Source organism: Curtobacterium sp. LFS084 (assembly GCF_047977705.1).
In the GTDB taxonomy this organism is placed as follows: domain Bacteria; phylum Actinomycetota; class Actinomycetes; order Actinomycetales; family Microbacteriaceae; genus Curtobacterium.
Window position 1 is genome coordinate 25815 of record NZ_JBFPFM010000016.1, and the last position, 17072, is coordinate 42886.

The window sequence follows — 17072 nt, forward strand, 5'->3', positions numbered from 1 at the left end:
ACATGTTCTGCCCCTTCTGCCGCCACCCGGACTCCCGCGTCGTCGACTCCCGGACGAGCGACGACGGAACCTCCATCCGCCGCCGACGTCAGTGCCCGAACTGCGGGCGCCGTTTCTCGACCACCGAGACCGCCTCGCTCAACGTGGTGAAGCGCAACGGGGTCACCGAGCCGTTCAGCCGCGACAAGATCGTCTCCGGCGTGCGCAAGGCCTGCCAGGGGCGCCCGGTCACCGACGGCGACCTCGCGGTGCTGGCGCAGCGCGTGGAGGAGACCGTGCGGTCGTCCGGCTCGAGCCAGATCGATGCGAACGACATCGGGCTTGCGATCCTCGCACCGCTCCGCGAGCTCGACGAGGTCGCCTACCTGCGGTTCGCGAGCGTCTACCAGGCCTTCGACTCGCTCGAGGACTTCGAGGACGCCATCACCCAGCTCCGCCTCGACCACCACGGCACCACCAGCCCGGCCGGGGCCGAGGCGTGAGCGGCATCGCCGAGCGGGTCGTCCGGAACGGGTACGCCGTCGTCTTCCGCTCGGTGTTCGCCAACATGGACCCCGAGCGCGCGCACCACATCGCCTTCGCGGTGATCAAGTGGCTGCCGCGCGTGCCCGTCCTCGGTCGGGTCGTCGAGCAGTACTGCCGCCCCTCGGCCGCCGACGGCGTGACCACGATGGGGATCCACTTCCCGTCCCGCTTCGGCCTCGCCGCCGGGTTCGACAAGGACGCTCGTGGCATCGCCGGACTCGGGGTCCTCGGCTTCGGGCACGTCGAGGTCGGCACGATCACGGCGAAGCCGCAGCCCGGCAACGAGCGACCCCGGCTCTTCCGGCTCATCCCGGACCGCGCGCTCATCAACCGCATGGGGTTCAACAACCACGGCGCCGCCGCGGCCGCCCGTCGGCTCGAACGCGCCCGTCGGCACCCCGGTCGACCCGTCATCGGCGTGAACATCGGCAAGAGCCGGGTCGTCGCGGTCGAGGACGCGGTGGACGACTACCTCGAGTCCACCCGGCGGCTCGCACCGTTCGCCGACTACCTCGCGGTCAACGTCAGCTCGCCGAACACCCCGGGGCTCCGCGGTCTGCAGGAGCTCGACCAGCTCCGCCCGCTGCTCACCGCCGTGCGCGACGCCGCCGGCAAGACCCCGGTGCTGGTGAAGATCGCGCCGGACCTCACCGACGACCAGATCGATGCGATCGCCGGACTCGCGGTGTCGATCGGGCTCGCGGGGATCATCGCGAACAACACCACGATCTCGCGCGAGGGACTCCGGACCCCCGCGGCCGAGGTCGAGGCGATGGGCGCCGGGGGACTGTCCGGCGCACCGGTCGCCGCCCGCTCCCTGGAGGTCCTCGGTCGCGTCCGGGCCGCCGTCCCCGAGGACTTCTGCGTCATCGCGGTCGGGGGCGTCACGAGCGAGCAGGACGTGCAGGACCGGATCGACGCGGGGGCGACCCTCGTGCAGGGCTACACGGCGTTCCTCTACGAGGGGCCGACCTGGGCCGCGCGGATCAACCGGCTGCGGCGCCGGCGGTTGCGGCGCGCCGCGCGCTGAGCGCCGGGTCTCGTTCCCCGCGTCCGGGTCGCCGCGCGAGGTCGCACCTCCGTCGTCGAGGTCGCGAGACACGCCGCGCGCGCTGCGGCGAGGTCGCGAGACACGCCGCGCGCGCTGCCGCGAGGTCGCGCAAGGTGCCGTCGCGCGCGCCGCGGAGCGGCACTTCTCGCGACCTCGCCGGTGCGGATCGGACGAGTCGCGAGCCCACGGCGCGCGCCTGACGGACTGGAGGCGCGGGGCTGGGGTGCACCGCGCCTCCAGTCCGGTGGGTGGTCGGCGCGTCGATCCGCAGGTGGTCGGCAGCGCGATGCGCGGCTCGCGTTCGGCGAGCGGGCGGGGCGAGTGGACGGCGGCGAGTGGGCACGACGTGCCGCTCGCGTTCGTCGAGCGGGCGGGAACTGCCGCTCACGTTCGACGAGCGGGCGGCGGCGAGCGGGCACGACGTGCCGCTCAGGTTCGGCGAGCGGGCGAGAACTGCCGCCTGGAGGCCGCGAGCGGGACGTATTTCGCCCGCTCGGCGGGGAGGCAGCGGGCCCGCGCCCGCATCGGACCCACTGCCCGCGCACGACGAAGCGCCGCCCGGCGGACCGGACGGCGCTTCGTGGAGGGGTCAGACGGTGGGGTACTGCCCGCGCTTGACCTGCGGCTTCGGCAGGCGCAGGAAGCGCAGCTGCCACGCACGCGTGAGGATGTAGAGGAACGTCCCGCGCTGCATCGTGCCGAACTTGGCCGTCAGCTTCTTGCGGAAGGACAGCCAGAGCACGAGGCAGTCGAGCACGAAGAGCGCCACGAACGCCCAGACGAGCAGCAGCGAGTACGACGCGATGACGGTCTGCGAGGCGGCGAACCCGACGATGAGGAACAGCACGAGCACCGGCATCATGATCTCGCCGACGTTCCAGCGGGCGTCGATCCAGTCGCGGACGAACTTCCGCTGCTCGCCGCGGTCCTTCGCCGGCAGGTAGCGCTCCTCGCCGTTGGCCATGCCGACCCGGGCCTTCTCGCGCTCGTTCGCGAGGCGGGCACGAGCGGCCTTCTTGTCCTCGGCGGAGCCGCCAACGATCGGACGGCGGTTGGCCGCCTCGCGCTCGCGACGGGTCGGCGTCGGACGGCCCTTCCCCTGTTCGAGGAGCTCGGCCTCGGACGGGTTGACGGTCGTGTTGGTCTTGGGGGCTGCCTTCGCCACGGTGCGTTCCTGACTGCGGTCTGCGTGCTGGATCGTCCTCTAGATTACGGGACATGACCGACACCGACCAGCACGCCGCCGCCACCGACCCCGCACTCCTCGACGCCCTCCGCGAACACGTGCAGGGATCGCTGCCCACGACGATCGCCGACCTGTCCGCCCTCGTGCGGCTCCCGTCGGTGTCCTGGTCGGCGTTCGACCCGGCGAACGTGCGGGCCAGCGCCGAGGCCGTCGCGGACCTGGCGCGGTCGACGGGCGTGTTCGCGGACGACGCCGTCCGGATCGTCCGGTCGGCGGTCGAGGGGGACACGGCGACGGTCGAGGCCGCCGGCGGCGAGCTCGGCCAGCCCGCCGTCCTCGCGGTGCGCCCGGCCCGGAACGGCAAGCCCACCGTGATGCTCTACGCCCACCACGACGTCCAGCCGCAGGGCGACGACGCGCTCTGGGAGACGCCGCCCTTCGAGCCGACCCTGCGCGGCGACCGCCTGTACGGGCGCGGCGCCTCGGACGACAAGGCCGGGGTGATGACCCACATCGCCTCGCTCCGGGCGCTGCACGCCCGGTTCGGCGACGACCTGGACCTCGGCGTGGTCCTGTTCATCGAGGGCGAGGAGGAGTTCGGCTCCCGGTCGTTCCGGACGTTCCTCCGCGAGCAGCAGGAGCACCTCGCCGCCGACGTCATCGTGGTCGCGGACAGCGACAACTGGTCGACCGAGGTCCCGTCGATCACGGTGTCCCTCCGCGGGAACGTCACCTTCAAGCTGACGCTGACGACACTCGAGCACGCGAGCCACAGCGGCATGTTCGGGGGAGCGGCTCCGGACGCCATGATCCCGATGGTGCGGCTGCTCGCCTCCCTGCACGACGACGACGGTGCCGTGGCGGTCGAGGGCCTCACCGCGTACGAGGCCGACGTGCCGACGCGGACCGAGGACGAGCTCGCCGCCGACGCCGCACTGCTGCCGGGCGTGCGTCCCGTCGGTCGCGGCGAGGTCCTGTCCCGCATGTGGTTCCAGCCGTCGATCACGGTCACGGGCATGGACGTCCCGAGCGTCGCGAACGCGTCGAACACGCTGCTGCCGACGGTCTCGGCGCGGGTGTCGGTGCGCGTCGCGCCCGGGCAGGCGGCGACCGACGCGTACGCGGCGGTGGAACGGCACCTGCGCGCGCACGTGCCGTTCGGCGCGCGCCTCGAGATCTCCGAGCCGGACGCCGGCGACGGCTTCCTCGTGGACACCGCCGGCTGGGCTGTCCAGGAGGCGCGGGTCGCCATGCGCGAGGGCTGGGGCAACGAGGCGGTCGAGCAGGGCATCGGCGGGTCGATCCCGTTCGTGTCGGACCTCGCCGCGCAGTTCCCGGACGCGCAGATCCTCGTCACCGGCGTCGAGGACCCGGACACCCGGGCGCACAGCCCGAACGAGTCGCAGCACCTCGGCGTGCTGCACCGGGCCATCGCGTCGGAGGCGATCCTGCTGGCGCGTCTCGCGACTCGCGGCTGACGGTGCTTACAATCGATCCGAGCGCGGTGATCGACACCGCACGGAGGGAGACGCGCGGATGAGCGACACCATCACCGACAACGCACCGACGACCGAGGCGCCGTCGCACGGCGTCCTGCTCAGCGACGCGGCCGCGGCGAAGGTGGCGAGCCTCCTCGAGCAGGAGGGTCGCGACGACCTCCGTCTGCGTCTGGCCGTGCAGCCCGGCGGCTGCTCGGGCCTGATCTACCAGCTCTACTTCGACGAGCGCCTGCTCGACGGCGACGCCACGGCCGAGTTCGACGGCGGCGTCGAGGTCGTCGTCGACAAGATGAGCGTGCCGTACCTCGACGGTGCCTCGATCGACTTCGAGGACACCATCCAGAAGCAGGGCTTCACGATCGACAACCCCAACGCGCAGGGCAGCTGCGCGTGCGGTGACAGCTTCCACTGAGCACCCGTCGACCCGACACGAGCGGGGAGTGACCGACACGGTCGCTCCCCGCTCGTTCGTTCCCGGGCGCGGCATGCGGCACGACCAGGGAAAACCCGTCCTGGGCCGTTGCGGATAGCGGCCCGAGGTGTGTCGCGTGTGCGCGAGCGGCCCCGAGCTGCGAGTAAGCTAGGAGTGTTCCAACCAAGCTGGGAGCGAGCCATGCGCGACCTTCACGTCGCGGCCTGCTCCGGTTTCACGTTCTTCCGAGAGGTAACAGTGCGTTCGAATCGCCGTATACGTTGGGCGGCCGTCCCGGTGGCCGTCGGTCTGGTCATCGCACTGGCTGGTTGCACGCAGCAGCAGCTGAACGGATGGCTCCCCGGCACGGAGGAGACGAAGGACGTCACCAACCACACGAGCCGCATCGTCGGCCTGTGGACCACCAGCTGGGTCGTGCTCCTCGCCGTCGGTCTGATCGTGTGGGGCCTCATCATCTGGGCCGCGATCGTCTACCGCCGCCGCAAGGGCCAGACCGGCCTGCCGGTGCAGATGCGGTACAACATGCCGCTCGAGATCTTCTACACGATCGTGCCGCTCATCCTCGTGCTCGGCTTCTTCGCCTTCACCGCGAAGGACCAGACCGCGATCGAGCAGCCGTTCAAGAACGCCGACGCCACCATCCACGTCTACGGCAAGCGCTGGGCGTGGGACTTCAACTACATCAACGAGGACGACAAGTCCAAGAGCGTCTACTACCAGGGCATCCAGGCCCAGGAAGAAGAGAACGCGAACGGCGCGATCGACGAGTCGCAGCTCCCGACCCTCTACCTGCCCAAGGGCAAGAAGGTCCACATCGAGCTCTCCTCGCGCGACGTCAACCACTCGTTCTGGATCATCGACTTCCTCTACAAGAAGGACATGATCCCCGGGAAGCAGAACGACGAGTACTTCATCCCGGAGAAGCTCGGCACCTACCAGGGCAAGTGCGCGGAGCTCTGCGGTGAGTACCACTCGCTCATGCTCTTCCAGGTGAAGGTCGTCACGCCGACCGAGTACCAGGAGTACCTCGACTCGCTCGAGAAGCAGGGCAAGGTGGGTCTGCTCGGCAACGAGTACAACACCAACACGAACGAACCGAACAACAAGGCGCCCGTGACGGCGTCCGAGAACGAGTAGGGGCTCCGTCAGATGACCACGTCGCTCGTCGGCCAGCCGGCGGCAGGCTCCACGACCCTGGACTTCCAGGCGTCGAGAGTCGGCCGCAAGGGCAACATCATCGTCCGGTGGATCACGTCCACCGACCACAAGACCATCGGGTACATGTACCTGATCGCGTCGTTCATCTTCTTCCTGCTCGCGGGTGTGATGGCCCTGGTCATCCGCGCCCAGCTCTTCGAGCCCGGCCTGCACGTGGTCGCGACGAAGGAGCAGTACAACCAGCTCTTCACGATGCACGGCACGATCATGCTGCTGCTCTTCGCGACGCCGCTGTTCTCGGGCTTCGCGAACGCGATCATGCCGCTCCAGATCGGTGCCCCCGACGTCGCGTTCCCGCGTCTCAACGGCTTCGCGTTCTGGCTCTACGTCTTCGGCGCGCTCATCGCGGTCGGCGGCTTCCTCACCCCGCAGGGTGCCGCGTCGTTCGGCTGGTTCGCCTACGCACCACTGAGTGACACGACGTTCACACCCGGCCTCGGCGGGACGCTCTGGGTCTTCGGCCTCGGCATGACCGGCTTCTCGACGATCCTCGGCGCGGTGAACTTCATCACCACGATCATCACGATGCGTGCACCGGGCATGACCATGTTCCGCATGTCGATCTTCACGTGGAACACCCTCGTCACGGCCCTGCTCGTGCTGATGGCCTTCCCGGTCCTCGCGGCGGCGCTCTTCGGCCTCGGTCTCGACCGCGTGTTCAACGCGCAGATCTTCAACCCGGCGAACGGCGGGGCGCTCCTCTGGCAGCACCTCTTCTGGTTCTTCGGCCACCCCGAGGTGTACATCATCGCGCTGCCGTTCTTCGGCATCGTCTCCGAGGTCTTCCCGGTGTTCAGCCGCAAGCCGATCTTCGGCTACAAGACCCTCGTCTACGCGACCATCTCGATCGCGGCCCTCTCGGTCACGGTGTGGGCGCACCACATGTACGTCACCGGTGGCGTCCTGCTCCCGTGGTTCTCGCTCATGACGATGCTCATCGCGGTCCCGACCGGCGTGAAGATCTTCAACTGGGTCGGCACGATGTGGCGCGGCTCGGTGACCTTCGAGACCCCGCTGCTCTGGTCGGTCGGCTTCCTCATCACCTTCACGTTCGGTGGTCTCACCGGTGTGATCCTGGCGTCGCCGCCGCTCGACTTCCACGTGTCCGACTCGTACTTCGTCGTCGCGCACTTCCACTACGTGGTCTTCGGCACCGTCGTGTTCGCGATGTTCGCCGGGTTCTACTTCTGGTGGCCGAAGTGGACCGGCAAGATGCTCAACGAGCGTCTCGGCAAGATCCACTTCTGGCTCCTGTTCATCGGCTTCCACACGACGTTCCTCATCCAGCACTGGCTGGGCGTCATCGGCATGCCGCGTCGGTACGCGACGTACCTGCCGAACGACGGGTTCACCTGGATGAACCAGCTGTCGACGATCGGCTCGATGATCCTGGCGATCTCGTTCCTGCCGTTCATCTTCAACGTCTACGTGACCGCCCGGAACGCACCGAAGGTCGCCGTGAACGACCCGTGGGGCTACGGCCGTTCGCTCGAGTGGGCGACCAGCTGCCCGCCGCCGCGGCACAACTTCACGTCGATCCCGCGCATCCGTTCGGAGTCGCCGGCGTTCGACCTGAACCACCCCGAGGCCGGTGTGCCGATCGGTGTGGGCCCGGCGAAGGACGCCCCCGACGCCCCGACCTACGACGCCGCGAAGGGCGAGGTGAAGTAAGGCCATGCGCGCCAACACCAACCTGTTCTGGATCCTGTTCGTCTTCTTCATCCTCGCCGACGCGGCGTACACGATCTGGTCGCTGATCAGCTACGGCCGTCCCGAATGGGTCGGGACCGTCTCGATCGGCCTGACCGGGATCATGTCCGCGTTCATCGCGTTCTACCTCGGCAAGGTCATGTCCTCGCAGGGCGGCGTCCTGCCCGAGGACCGTCCGGACGCCAACATCGAGGACGGCGACGCCGAGCTCGGGCACTTCAGCCCGTGGTCGTGGTGGCCGATCCTGCTCGCCGGTGCGACCGGCCTCTGCTTCCTCGGTGTCGCAGCCGGCCTCTGGATCGTGCCGATCGGGCTCGCCTGCGTGGCCGTCACCCTCGTCGGCTGGGTCTACGAGTACTACCGCGGCAACTTCGGTCACTGACCGGACCCGCAGCGCACCTGACATTCGGGCGGCACCACACCGGTGCCGCCCGAAGTGCGTCCGGACACGAACTCCCCGACCCGTTCGGGAATCAACCAGTCCGCCCACGGCTTGGCCTCAAGCGGACCACCCCCACACCAGCGAAAGGAGTCACCTCCGGTGACCGACAAGCGCACTCTCATCATCTTCGGCGCGACGGGCGACCTCGCCTCCCGCCTGCTGCTGCCGGGCCTCGGCACGTTCCTGCAGAGCGGTCGAGCGGTCCCCGTCCAGCTCATCGGCACGGGCCGCAGCGCCCGCAGCGAGGAGCAGTGGAAGGACGTCGTCACGAAGTCCTTCGCGTCGCAGGACGTGAAGGGCCCGGAGGTCGACGCGACCCTCGCCTCGACGCAGTTCATCCAGGGTGACCCGACCGACCCCGAGCACCTCAAGGCGCTCTTCGCCGCGGCCGACGCCGACGCCGAGCCGATCCTCTACTTCGCGCTCCCGCCGCAGATCGCGTCCGACATCTGCGAGGCGCTCCAGCAGGTCGAGCTCCCCGAGGGCACCACCCTCGCGTTCGAGAAGCCCTTCGGCACCGACGTCGCGAGCGCCCGAGCCCTCAACGAGACGGTCCTCAAGCTGGTGCCGGAAGAGCGCGTGCACCGCACCGACCACTTCCTCGGTCGCACCACGGTCCTCAACATCATCGGCCTGCGCTTCGCGAACCGCCTGTTCGAGCCGATCTGGAACGCCGAGAACATCGAGAAGGTCGACATCTTCTACGACGAGACCCTCGGTCTCGAGAACCGCGCCCAGTACTACGACGAGGCCGGCGCGATGGTCGACATGATCCAGTCGCACCTGCTGCAGATCCTCGGCATCGTGACGATGGACGCCCCGTCGGACATCGACGCGGTCGAGTTCCGCTCGTCGCTGGCGCGGGTGCTCCGCTCCACCGAGCTCAAGGGCGGCGACCCGAAGGTCGCCTCGCGTCGTGCCGTCTACACGGCCGGCACGATCGACGGCAAGGAGCTGCCGTCGTACCAGGACGAGGACGGCGTCGACAAGTCGCGCCAGACGGAGACGCTCGCCGAGATCTCGGTCGAGGTCGACACCGCGCGCTGGAAGGGCGTCCCGTTCACGCTGCGCTCCGGCAAGGCCCTCGGCGCCAGCCGCAAGGAGGTCCTGATCACCTTCAAGCCGGTGACGCGCCTGCCCTCCGGCCTCTCGGGTCGCCCGAAGACGGACACGCTCCGCATCGTGCTCAACCCGGACGAGATCGAGCTGACGGTGTCGGCGAACGGTGGTGGCAACCCCTTCGAGATGGGCCAGGTCACGCTGTCCTCGTCCTTCGCCGACGGCGAGCTGACCCCCTACGGCGAGGTCCTGAACGGGATCTTCCACGACGACCCGCTGCTCTCGATCCGCGGTGACGTGGCCGAGCGCTGCTGGGAGATCGTCGGGCCGGTCGTCGACGCCTGGAAGGCGGACGAGGTCCCGCTCGAGGAGTACCGCGCGGGTTCGCGCGGCCCGGCGGACTGGGAGTCCTCGTCCTGACGGACGTGACGTCGGCGCCCTGATCGGGCGCTGCTGACGGACGGGAGGCACGGTGCCGGCTGGCACCGTGCCTCCCGTCCGTCTGCGGTCGCGACCACGACGTCAGGCGGGTGTGCCCGCCCGCTCACCCTCGCCGGTCCACGACCGGGTGCCGCCGTCGTGGACGGCGAGGCGGGTGCGGTGGCCGGCGGCCGTGCCGCGGGCCCGGGCGATCGCGTCCGCCGCGGACACGAGCGTCAGGTGCGAGAGCGCCTGCGGGGTGTTCCCGATGTGGTGCCCGGTGGCGACGTCGATCTCCTCGGAGAGCATGCCGACGTCGTTCGCGTACCCGGTGAGCACGTCCATGAGCCGCTCGGCGTCGTCCACCCGGCCGGACGCGGCGTACTGCTCGACGAGCCAGAACGAACACGCGAGGAACGGGTGCTCGCTGCCGGACAGCCCGTCGAAGCCTGACGAGGTGCGGTACCGGAGCACGAGGCCGTCGTCGCCGGTGCGGAGGTCCTGCTCGATCGCGGCGACCGTGCCGGTCATGCGCGGGTCGTCGGCCTTCAGGTAGCCGATCTGGGGGAGCACGAGCAGGCTCGCGTCGACCTCGTCGGTGTCGTAGTGCTGCCGGTAGCTGCCGCGCTCGGCGTTCCAGCCGTGCTCCTCGATCTCGGCGCGGACCGCTCCGCGCAGGGTGCGCCAGCGGTCGACGGGACCCTCGAGGCCGAACTCCTCGACCGCGGCGACCCCGCGGTCGAACGCCGCCCAGATCATCGCCCGCGAGTGCGTGAAGTGCCGCCTCGGGCCGCGCATCTCCCAGATGCCGTTGTCGGGCTCCTGCCAGTGCTCCTCGACGTAGCCGAGGAGCGCGCGTTGCAGCGCCCACGAGTCGGCGTTCTCCTCGACGCCGAGCTCGCGGGCGTCGTGCAGTGCGGCGAGGACCTCGCCGAAGACGTCGCCCTGGTACTGCGTGTAGGCGCCGTTGCCGACGCGGACGGGGGTCGAGGCGGCGAAGCCGGGCAGGTTCGACAGCTCGCGCTCGGGGAGCTCGCGCTCCCCGGCGATGCCGTACATGATCTGCACGTCGGCGGGGTCGCCGGCGATGGCGCGGAGGAGCCATCCGCGCCAGTGTGCCGCCTCGTCCCGGTAGCCGTGCGCGATGAGCGAGGCGAGCGCGAGGGAGGCGTCGCGCAGCCAGACGTAGCGGTAGTCCCAGTTGCGTTCGCCGCCCGGATCCTCCGGCAGGCTCGTCGTCGCGGCGGCCACGACCCCACCGGTCTCGGCGTGGGTCATCGCGCGGAGGATCACGAGGGACCGACGGGTGGCCTCGGCGTACCGGCCGTCGGTCCGTGCGGTCGACATCCAGTCCCGCCACCAGCGCACCGTGCGGTGCAGGGCCGCGTCGACGTCGAGCGGCGCCGGCGGTTCCCGGTGCGAGGGGTACCAGGTGAGGACGGTGTCGAGCACCTCGCCGTCGTGCACGGTGCTCGTGGCGGAGTGCCGGTGGTCGTCGGCGTGGAAGCGCACGCCGCGGACGATCACGGAGCCGGGGCCGGCGGTGGCGAGCAGTGCGGGGTCCTCGTCGCCGCCGATCTGCCGCACCCAGGGGAGTGCCCGGGCGTAGTCGAAGCGGATCCGGAGCACCTGCCGGACCTCGACGGACCCACGCAGGCCCCGCACCCGGCGCACGATGCTCGCCCGGTGCGCCCCGATCGGCATGAAGTCGGTGACCTCGACCACCCCGGTCCCCGTCGTCCACACGGTCGACAGGACGAGCGTGTCCGGGTCGTACCGGCGCTTCGCGGTCGCGTCCGGGTCGGTCGGGGCGAGGGTCCAGTGCCCGTGGTCCTCGGTGCCGAGGATCGAGGCGAAGGTCGACGGACTGTCGAACCGGGGCAGGCACGCCCAGTCGATCGTGCCGTCCCGCCCGACGAGCGCGGCGGTGTAGGTGTCGCCGATCAGGGCGTGGTCCTCGATGCGGTTCGTGGGGGTGTCAGCCGGGCTCATGGGCCGATCCAACCACCGTCGCCCCCGCTGGCGGTGGCTCCTGCTGAGGGATGGCTCAGGCCGGGTCGCTCGGATCGGCGCGCGTGATGCCGACGCGGGCGAGTTCGGACCACATGCCCGCGCCGTCCGGTGCGTAGACCCACGGAGCCTGGGACTCGCGCGAGCGTTCCTGCGCACGCGAACGACCACCGGCGAGGACGGCCTCGCTCGTGGAGAGCTGGCGGATCGCGACGCCGGCGACGTTCTCGGGGTGCGCCCGGGCGAAGTCGCCGTAGAGGGTCTCGTCGTGCTGGCCGTCGTCACCGACGAGCAGCCACTGCACGTCCGGGAAGTCCTGGGAGAGCCGTTCGAGGTTCTGCTGCTTGTGGAGCTGCCCGCTCCGGAAGAACCGGTCGTGCGTGGGGCCCCAGTCGGTCAGCAGCAGGGTGCCGGAGGGGTAGAGGTTCCGGCTCAGGAAGCGCTGCAGGGTCGGCGCGACGTTCCAGGCGCCGGTGGAGAGGTAGACCGTCGGGGCGCCCGGGTGCTGCGCGAGCACCCGTTCGTACAGGACGGACATGCCCGGGACCGGCCGGCGGGCGTGCTCCGTGAGCACGAACGAGTTCCACGCGGCCAGCATCGGGCGGGGGAGCGAGGTCACCATGACGGTGTCGTCGATGTCCGACAGCAGTCCGAAGCGGGTGTCCGGGTGCACGATGAAGACGTCCGCCTCGACGTCACGCATGCCGCCGGCGGACAGCTTGATCGTGCGCCAGCCCGGTTCGAGGTCGATCGGCACGATGGTGTCGACGACCCCGCCGCGGTCCGACTGCACGACGTGCGAGGTGCCGCCGGCCGTGATCGTGACCTCGGCCGCGTCGACCGCGACGCTCGTGAAGCTGCGCCACCCGCGCACGCCGTAGTACGAGGCGTCGGACGCCAGCCCGCGTCGGGTGAGCAGGACCCGGCAGAGGACGCGGATCCAGCCCGGTGCGCCGTAGCCGTTGTAGGGGATCACCGTCGGCACGAGCCCGCGGCGGCGTGCGCGGTGCTCGCGGAACTCCTGGACGGCGTCCTCGATGCGGGCGGCCCGGTGGAGGATCGGCTCGGCCAGCGACGGCTCGTGGGGCGTCGGGTCGGGCATCGTGCCATCATTCCACGTCGGACCTGGCTCACGTACGACCTCACACGTGTACTGGGAGAGTCGCAGCGATATTCCAGCCGGTCTCTGCGACAGTTGGTCCGTCAGCCACCCACTTGAGAAGCGCTGCCCGCGCAAGAGGAGAACACGTGCTCGTCACCGAGGTATCGAACGCACTGCCGGGGGGATCATCACTGCTCAGGAACGAGCCGGTCCAAGCCCGCAGTTCGGCGCGCCTCGCCGGCCTCCTCGACGCGGCCGCCGGGGTGATCGACGAGATCGGGTTCGAGCGCCTGACCACCGCCATGGTCGCCGAGCGCGCCGGAGCGTCCATCGGCACGGTCTACCGCTACTTCCCGGACCGGATCGCCGTCGTCGAGGCGCTGGCGATCCGCAGCACCCAGCGACTCGCGGAGCGGTTCATCACCGCCCTCGACACCAGCGGTGCCACGACCTGGCAGCAGGCCTGCGACGCGCTCATCGACGTCACCGCCGAGATGTACCGCACCGAGCCCGGCTTCCGGGCGATCCGGTTCGGCGACGCGGCGGACACCGGCACCGGCGACGCCGAGGACCGGATGGCGGCGCTCGGCGGCGCCGTCGCACACATCATGCACGAGCGGTTCGGCATGCCGACGACCGAGCGCCTCGCCCGCACCTGGGTGGTCCTCGCCGAGTCGTCGCACGCCGTCCTCGCCCGCGCCCACCGCGACCCGGCGAACCCGGAGACCGCGCTGATCGAGGAGTACCGGACGATGAGCCGGGCCCACCTCGAAGCGGTGATCGCCGCCTCCTGACCCGCTGCGCGGCGCGCCCGAGCGGCGTCCCGACCGGTGATCCGACGACGCCCGCACCCCGGCCAGGGGTGCGGGCGTCGCCCCGTCCGGACGCCGTTCGCGCTGTCCAGGAGGCGACACACGCCGTCACGGGGGAACGGGTGTCGCACCCGACGGGTACTCTCACTCGGAGTCGGGCTACCTCCGAACAGAAGGGCACCCATGATCGAGTTCCGCTCGGTGCGCAAGACCTACCCGGACGGCACCAACGCGGTCGACGACTTCAGCCTCGTCATCCCCTCGAGGACCACGACGGTCTTCGTCGGGTCGAGCGGCTGTGGCAAGACCACGCTGCTCCGGATGATCAACCGCATGGTCGACCCCAGCGCAGGTGCCGTCGAGATCGACGGGGAGGACGTCGCGGGCGTCGACCCGGTCAAGCTCCGTCGGAGCATCGGCTACGTCATGCAGAACGCCGGGTTGCTGCCGCACCGCAAGGTCGTCGACAACATCGCCACGGTGCCGCTGCTCACCGGCGTCTCGAAGGCCGACGCCCGGCAGCGCGCCCTCGAGCTGATGGACACGGTGGGCCTCGACCGCGCGTTCGCGAACCGGTACCCCTCCCAGCTCTCCGGCGGACAGCAGCAGCGCGTCGGTGTGGCCCGCGGGCTCGCGGTCGACCCGAACATCCTGCTGATGGACGAGCCGTTCGGTGCCGTCGACCCGCTGGTCCGCAACGACCTGCAGGACGAGCTCATCCGGCTGCAGCGCGAGCTCGGCAAGACGGTGGTCTTCGTCACGCACGACATCGACGAGGCCTTCAAGCTCGGCGACCAGGTCGTCATCCTGAAGAAGGGCGGCGAGATCGCCCAGCTCGGCACCCCTGCCGAGATCCTGGCCGAGCCCGCCGACGACTTCGTCGCGAACTTCATCGGCGCCGGCCGTGGCCGCCGTGCGCTCCGCGTCGAGCAGACGCCGACCGGCCCGATCGTGGTCGACGGCGAGGGGCGCGCCGCCGGCGTGCTCACCGGTCCGGTGCAGGTCGTCGACGCGGCCGCGGCAGTGCCCCAGGAGACCCGGGGTGACGCGTGAACTGGGTCCTCGGCAACACGGACACGATCAGTGACAACCTGATCGCGCACGTCTGGCTGTCGATCCCGCCGATCGTCATCAGCTTCCTGCTGTCGGTCCCGATCGGCCTGCTCGTCTCGCGGCTCCGGAAGCGCAGCGGCGTCGCGCGCGGCACCGCGTCGACCATCGTCGTCGTGGCGAGCCTGCTCTACACGATCCCGGCGCTGCCGCTCTTCCTCGTCCTGCCGGCGATCATCGGCACGAGCACCCTCGACCCGGTGAACGTCGTCATCGCGATGACGATCTTCGGCGTGGCCCTGATGGCCCGGTCCGCCGCCGACGCGATCGACGCGGTGGACCAGGACGTCGTCGGGGCGTCCGAGGCGCTCGGGTACTCGCCGACGCAGCGGTTCTTCAAGGTGGAGCTGCCGCTCGCCGGTCCGGTGCTGCTGGCCGGCATCCGCGTGGTGTCGGTGTCGACGATCAGCCTCGTCACGGTCGGTGCGCTCATCGGCGTGCCGAACCTCGGCTTCCTGCTCACCGACGGCCTCAAGCGTGCCATCAGCGCCGAGATCCTCACCGGCATCGTCCTCACCATCGTCCTCGCGCTGGTGTTCGACGTGCTGCTCGTCGGGATCGGCCGGCTCGTGATGCCGTGGACCCGGGGGAGCAGCCGGTCGGCCCGTGCCGTCCGCCGTCGTGCCGCCGACGACGTCCGGGCGAACGAGGTGTCCGCATGAACCTCTTCGCACAGGGCATCGCCTGGATCTTCGACCCGGCGAACAACGTCGGGCAGAACGCCGTCGGCGTCCGGCTCTGGGAGCACGTCTGGATCACCCTGCTCGCGGTCGCGATCGCCGTGGTGATCGCGGTGCCCCTCGGTCTCGCCATCGGCCACACCGGCAAGGGCCGCTCGATCGCGGTCGGTGTCTCCGGTGGCATCCGCGCGCTCCCGACGCTCGGCCTCCTCACCCTGCTGGCGTTGGCGATCGGCCTCGGGCTCGGTGCCCCGCTCATCTCCCTCGTCGTCCTCGCCATCCCGTCGGTGCTCGCCGGCGCCTACTCGGGCGTCGAGGCGATCGACCGGGTGACGATCGACGCCGCCAAGGCGCAGGGCATGACCGGCTGGCAGGTCCTCGGCAAGGTCGAGATCCCGCTTGCCCTGCCGCTCATCGTCGGCGGCATCCGTGCGGCGGTGCTGCAGGTCGTCGCCACCGCGACCCTCGTCGGCTACATCAACGCCGGCGGACTCGGCGGCTACGCCTTCTCCGGCATCGCCAACTCCGACTACGCGGAGGTGCTCGGCGGATCGCTCCTGGTCATCGCCCTCGCCATCGCGTTCGAGATCGTCTTCGCCGCGCTGCAGCGGCTCGCCGTCCCCGCGGGTGTCTCCGCCGGGTCGGCGCGTCTGTCGCGTCGGAGCTCCCGAAGCTCAGCACCACGAGCATCAACCCCTGTGGAAGGAACCCACCCGTGATCACAGCAACGACCCGGCGTCTCGCCGCGACGATCGCCGTCGCGTCCGCGGCAGCCATCGCCCTCGCGGGCTGCTCGTCGAGCGACCCGCTCTCCTCCGGCTCCGGCGGCGGGGACTCCAAGACCATCGTCGTCGGCTCGCAGGCGTACCCGTCGAACGAGATCATCGCCGAGCTCTACGCGCAGGAGCTCGAGCACGAGGGCTTCACCGTCACGAAGAAGCTCAACATCGGTCAGCGCAAGGCGTACTGGCCCGAGATCGCGAAGGGGAGCATCAACGTCTTCCCGGAGTACAACGGCAACCTGCTGAACTACCTCCTGCAGGAGGACGGCAAGAACACCACGACCGAGACGACGACGGACGGCATCAACTCCGCGCTGAAGTCGGCGCTGCCGTCGGACGTCAAGGCGCTGCCGTCGGCCGACGCCTCCGACGCCGACACCTACACGGTGACCCAGGCGACGGCGGACAAGTACGACCTGAAGTCCATCGCCGACCTCTCGAAGATCGGCGGCACGATCTCGATCGCCGCCAACCCGGAGTTCGCGACGGCCGCCTACGGTCCGAAGGGCCTCAAGGAGAAGTACGGCATCACCGGCGAGGTCAACCAGCAGAACGACTCGGGCGGCCCGCTGACGATCAAGGCGATCCAGGACGGTGACTCGCAGGTCGCGGACATCTACTCCGCCAGCGCCTCGATCAAGACCGAGAAGCTCGTCACCCTCGAGGACCCGAAGCACCTCGTCCCGGCGAACAACGTCACCCCGATCGTGTCGAAGGACCTCGACTCGAAGGCGGCGGACGCCATCGAGAAGGTGAACAAGCTCCTCACGACCGACGCGCTCATCGAGCTCAACCGTCAGAACTCGGTCGACCAGAAGTCGGCGGCCTCCGTCGCCAAGGCGTTCCTGCAGGACAACGACCTGCTGTAGCACGCACAGCACCACAAAACGACAGGTGTCGGGCAATCTGCCCGGCACCTGTCGTCGTTGGTGCACACGGCGCATGCACCAGTGTTCCGCACGGTTGTGCCGTGCAACTCTCCTGCACGTTCGTGCAGAGCGGGTTTCTACAACTTGTCGAACCATGTGTCCGG

At 70.0% G+C, this 17072-nt stretch carries 16 protein-coding genes; 13 read left to right on the forward strand and 3 right to left on the reverse strand.

Annotated features, from left to right (window positions below; all coding sequences use genetic code 11):
• The first annotated feature begins 2 nt into the window (after window positions 1-2).
• Together nrdR and ACNQOV_RS10425 are read left to right on the forward strand one after the other, a co-directional pair.
• Window positions 3-482, forward strand: coding sequence for a transcriptional regulator NrdR (gene nrdR / locus ACNQOV_RS10420; protein WP_416394430.1), 480 nt, complete (start codon window positions 3-5; stop codon window positions 480-482).
• 5 nt (window positions 483-487) lie between these two features.
• Entirely contained in the window at window positions 488-1555 is a 1068-nt protein-coding gene (locus ACNQOV_RS10425) for a quinone-dependent dihydroorotate dehydrogenase (RefSeq protein ID WP_416394454.1), read from the forward strand.
• Window positions 1556-2165: 610 nt separating this feature from the next.
• On the opposite strand, the gene ACNQOV_RS10430 is transcribed toward ACNQOV_RS10425, so the two are convergent.
• Window positions 2166-2741: a DUF3043 domain-containing protein gene (locus tag ACNQOV_RS10430; RefSeq protein ID WP_416394431.1), complete on the reverse strand. Its 576-nt coding sequence runs from the start codon at window positions 2739-2741 to the stop codon at window positions 2166-2168.
• Window positions 2742-2794: 53 nt separating this feature from the next.
• On the opposite strand from ACNQOV_RS10430, the gene ACNQOV_RS10435 reads away from it, so the two are divergent.
• The 6 genes from ACNQOV_RS10435 to ACNQOV_RS10460 all read left to right on the forward strand — a co-directional run bounded on the left by ACNQOV_RS10435 (window position 2795) and on the right by ACNQOV_RS10460 (window position 9543).
• Window positions 2795-4240 carry a dipeptidase gene (locus ACNQOV_RS10435; RefSeq protein WP_416394432.1) on the forward strand — a complete coding sequence of 482 codons (1446 nt, stop codon included), beginning with the start codon at window positions 2795-2797 and terminating at the stop codon, window positions 4238-4240.
• Window positions 4241-4298: 58 nt separating this feature from the next.
• Window positions 4299-4673 (forward strand): HesB/IscA family protein, encoded by a 375-nt coding sequence (locus ACNQOV_RS10440; RefSeq protein WP_022905381.1) that lies wholly within the window; start codon window positions 4299-4301, stop codon window positions 4671-4673.
• A gap of 258 nt (window positions 4674-4931) precedes the next feature.
• Window positions 4932-5831, forward strand: a complete 900-nt coding sequence (coxB, locus tag ACNQOV_RS10445; protein ID WP_022905380.1) for a cytochrome c oxidase subunit II — start codon at window positions 4932-4934, stop codon at window positions 5829-5831.
• A 12-nt stretch (window positions 5832-5843) separates the two neighbouring features.
• Window positions 5844-7583 (forward strand): cytochrome c oxidase subunit I, encoded by a 1740-nt coding sequence (gene ctaD, locus ACNQOV_RS10450; protein ID WP_402262172.1) that lies wholly within the window; start codon window positions 5844-5846, stop codon window positions 7581-7583.
• A gap of 4 nt (window positions 7584-7587) precedes the next feature.
• A complete protein-coding gene (locus ACNQOV_RS10455) occupies window positions 7588-8004 on the forward strand; it encodes a cytochrome c oxidase subunit 4 (protein WP_402262175.1) in 417 nt (138 codons plus the stop codon).
• A 159-nt stretch (window positions 8005-8163) separates the two neighbouring features.
• Entirely contained in the window at window positions 8164-9543 is a 1380-nt protein-coding gene (locus tag ACNQOV_RS10460) for a glucose-6-phosphate dehydrogenase (RefSeq protein ID WP_402262177.1), read from the forward strand.
• 102 nt (window positions 9544-9645) lie between these two features.
• On the opposite strand, the gene ACNQOV_RS10465 is transcribed toward ACNQOV_RS10460, so the two are convergent.
• Together ACNQOV_RS10465 and ACNQOV_RS10470 are read right to left on the reverse strand one after the other, a co-directional pair.
• The gene (locus ACNQOV_RS10465; protein ID WP_416394434.1) at window positions 9646-11535 is read right to left on the reverse strand and encodes a glycoside hydrolase family 15 protein; all 1890 of its coding nucleotides are present in this window, start codon (window positions 11533-11535) and stop codon (window positions 9646-9648) included.
• A 55-nt stretch (window positions 11536-11590) separates the two neighbouring features.
• The gene (locus ACNQOV_RS10470) at window positions 11591-12655 is read right to left on the reverse strand and encodes an App1 family protein (protein WP_416394435.1); all 1065 of its coding nucleotides are present in this window, start codon (window positions 12653-12655) and stop codon (window positions 11591-11593) included.
• A gap of 146 nt (window positions 12656-12801) precedes the next feature.
• Between ACNQOV_RS10470 and ACNQOV_RS10475 the strand changes: the two genes are divergently transcribed.
• The 5 genes from ACNQOV_RS10475 (at window position 12802) to ACNQOV_RS10495 (ending at window position 16908) form a co-directional block, all read left to right on the forward strand.
• Complete coding sequence (locus ACNQOV_RS10475; protein ID WP_416394436.1) at window positions 12802-13449, forward strand: TetR family transcriptional regulator; 648 nt, start codon at window positions 12802-12804, stop codon at window positions 13447-13449.
• Between the two features lie 201 nt (window positions 13450-13650).
• On the forward strand, window positions 13651-14520 hold the full coding sequence (locus ACNQOV_RS10480; protein WP_022907004.1) for an ABC transporter ATP-binding protein: 870 nt from the start codon (window positions 13651-13653) through the stop codon (window positions 14518-14520).
• Window positions 14517-15239: an ABC transporter permease gene (locus tag ACNQOV_RS10485; RefSeq protein WP_022907005.1), complete on the forward strand. Its 723-nt coding sequence runs from the start codon at window positions 14517-14519 to the stop codon at window positions 15237-15239. Before ACNQOV_RS10480 ends, ACNQOV_RS10485 begins: the two co-directional genes overlap by 4 nt.
• A complete protein-coding gene (locus ACNQOV_RS10490; protein ID WP_416394437.1) occupies window positions 15236-15976 on the forward strand; it encodes an ABC transporter permease in 741 nt (246 codons plus the stop codon). The genes ACNQOV_RS10485 and ACNQOV_RS10490 overlap by 4 nt, the downstream gene beginning before the upstream one ends.
• Window positions 15973-16908, forward strand: a complete 936-nt coding sequence (locus ACNQOV_RS10495; protein ID WP_416394438.1) for an ABC transporter substrate-binding protein — start codon at window positions 15973-15975, stop codon at window positions 16906-16908. Before ACNQOV_RS10490 ends, ACNQOV_RS10495 begins: the two co-directional genes overlap by 4 nt.
• Window positions 16909-17072 lie beyond the last annotated feature (164 nt).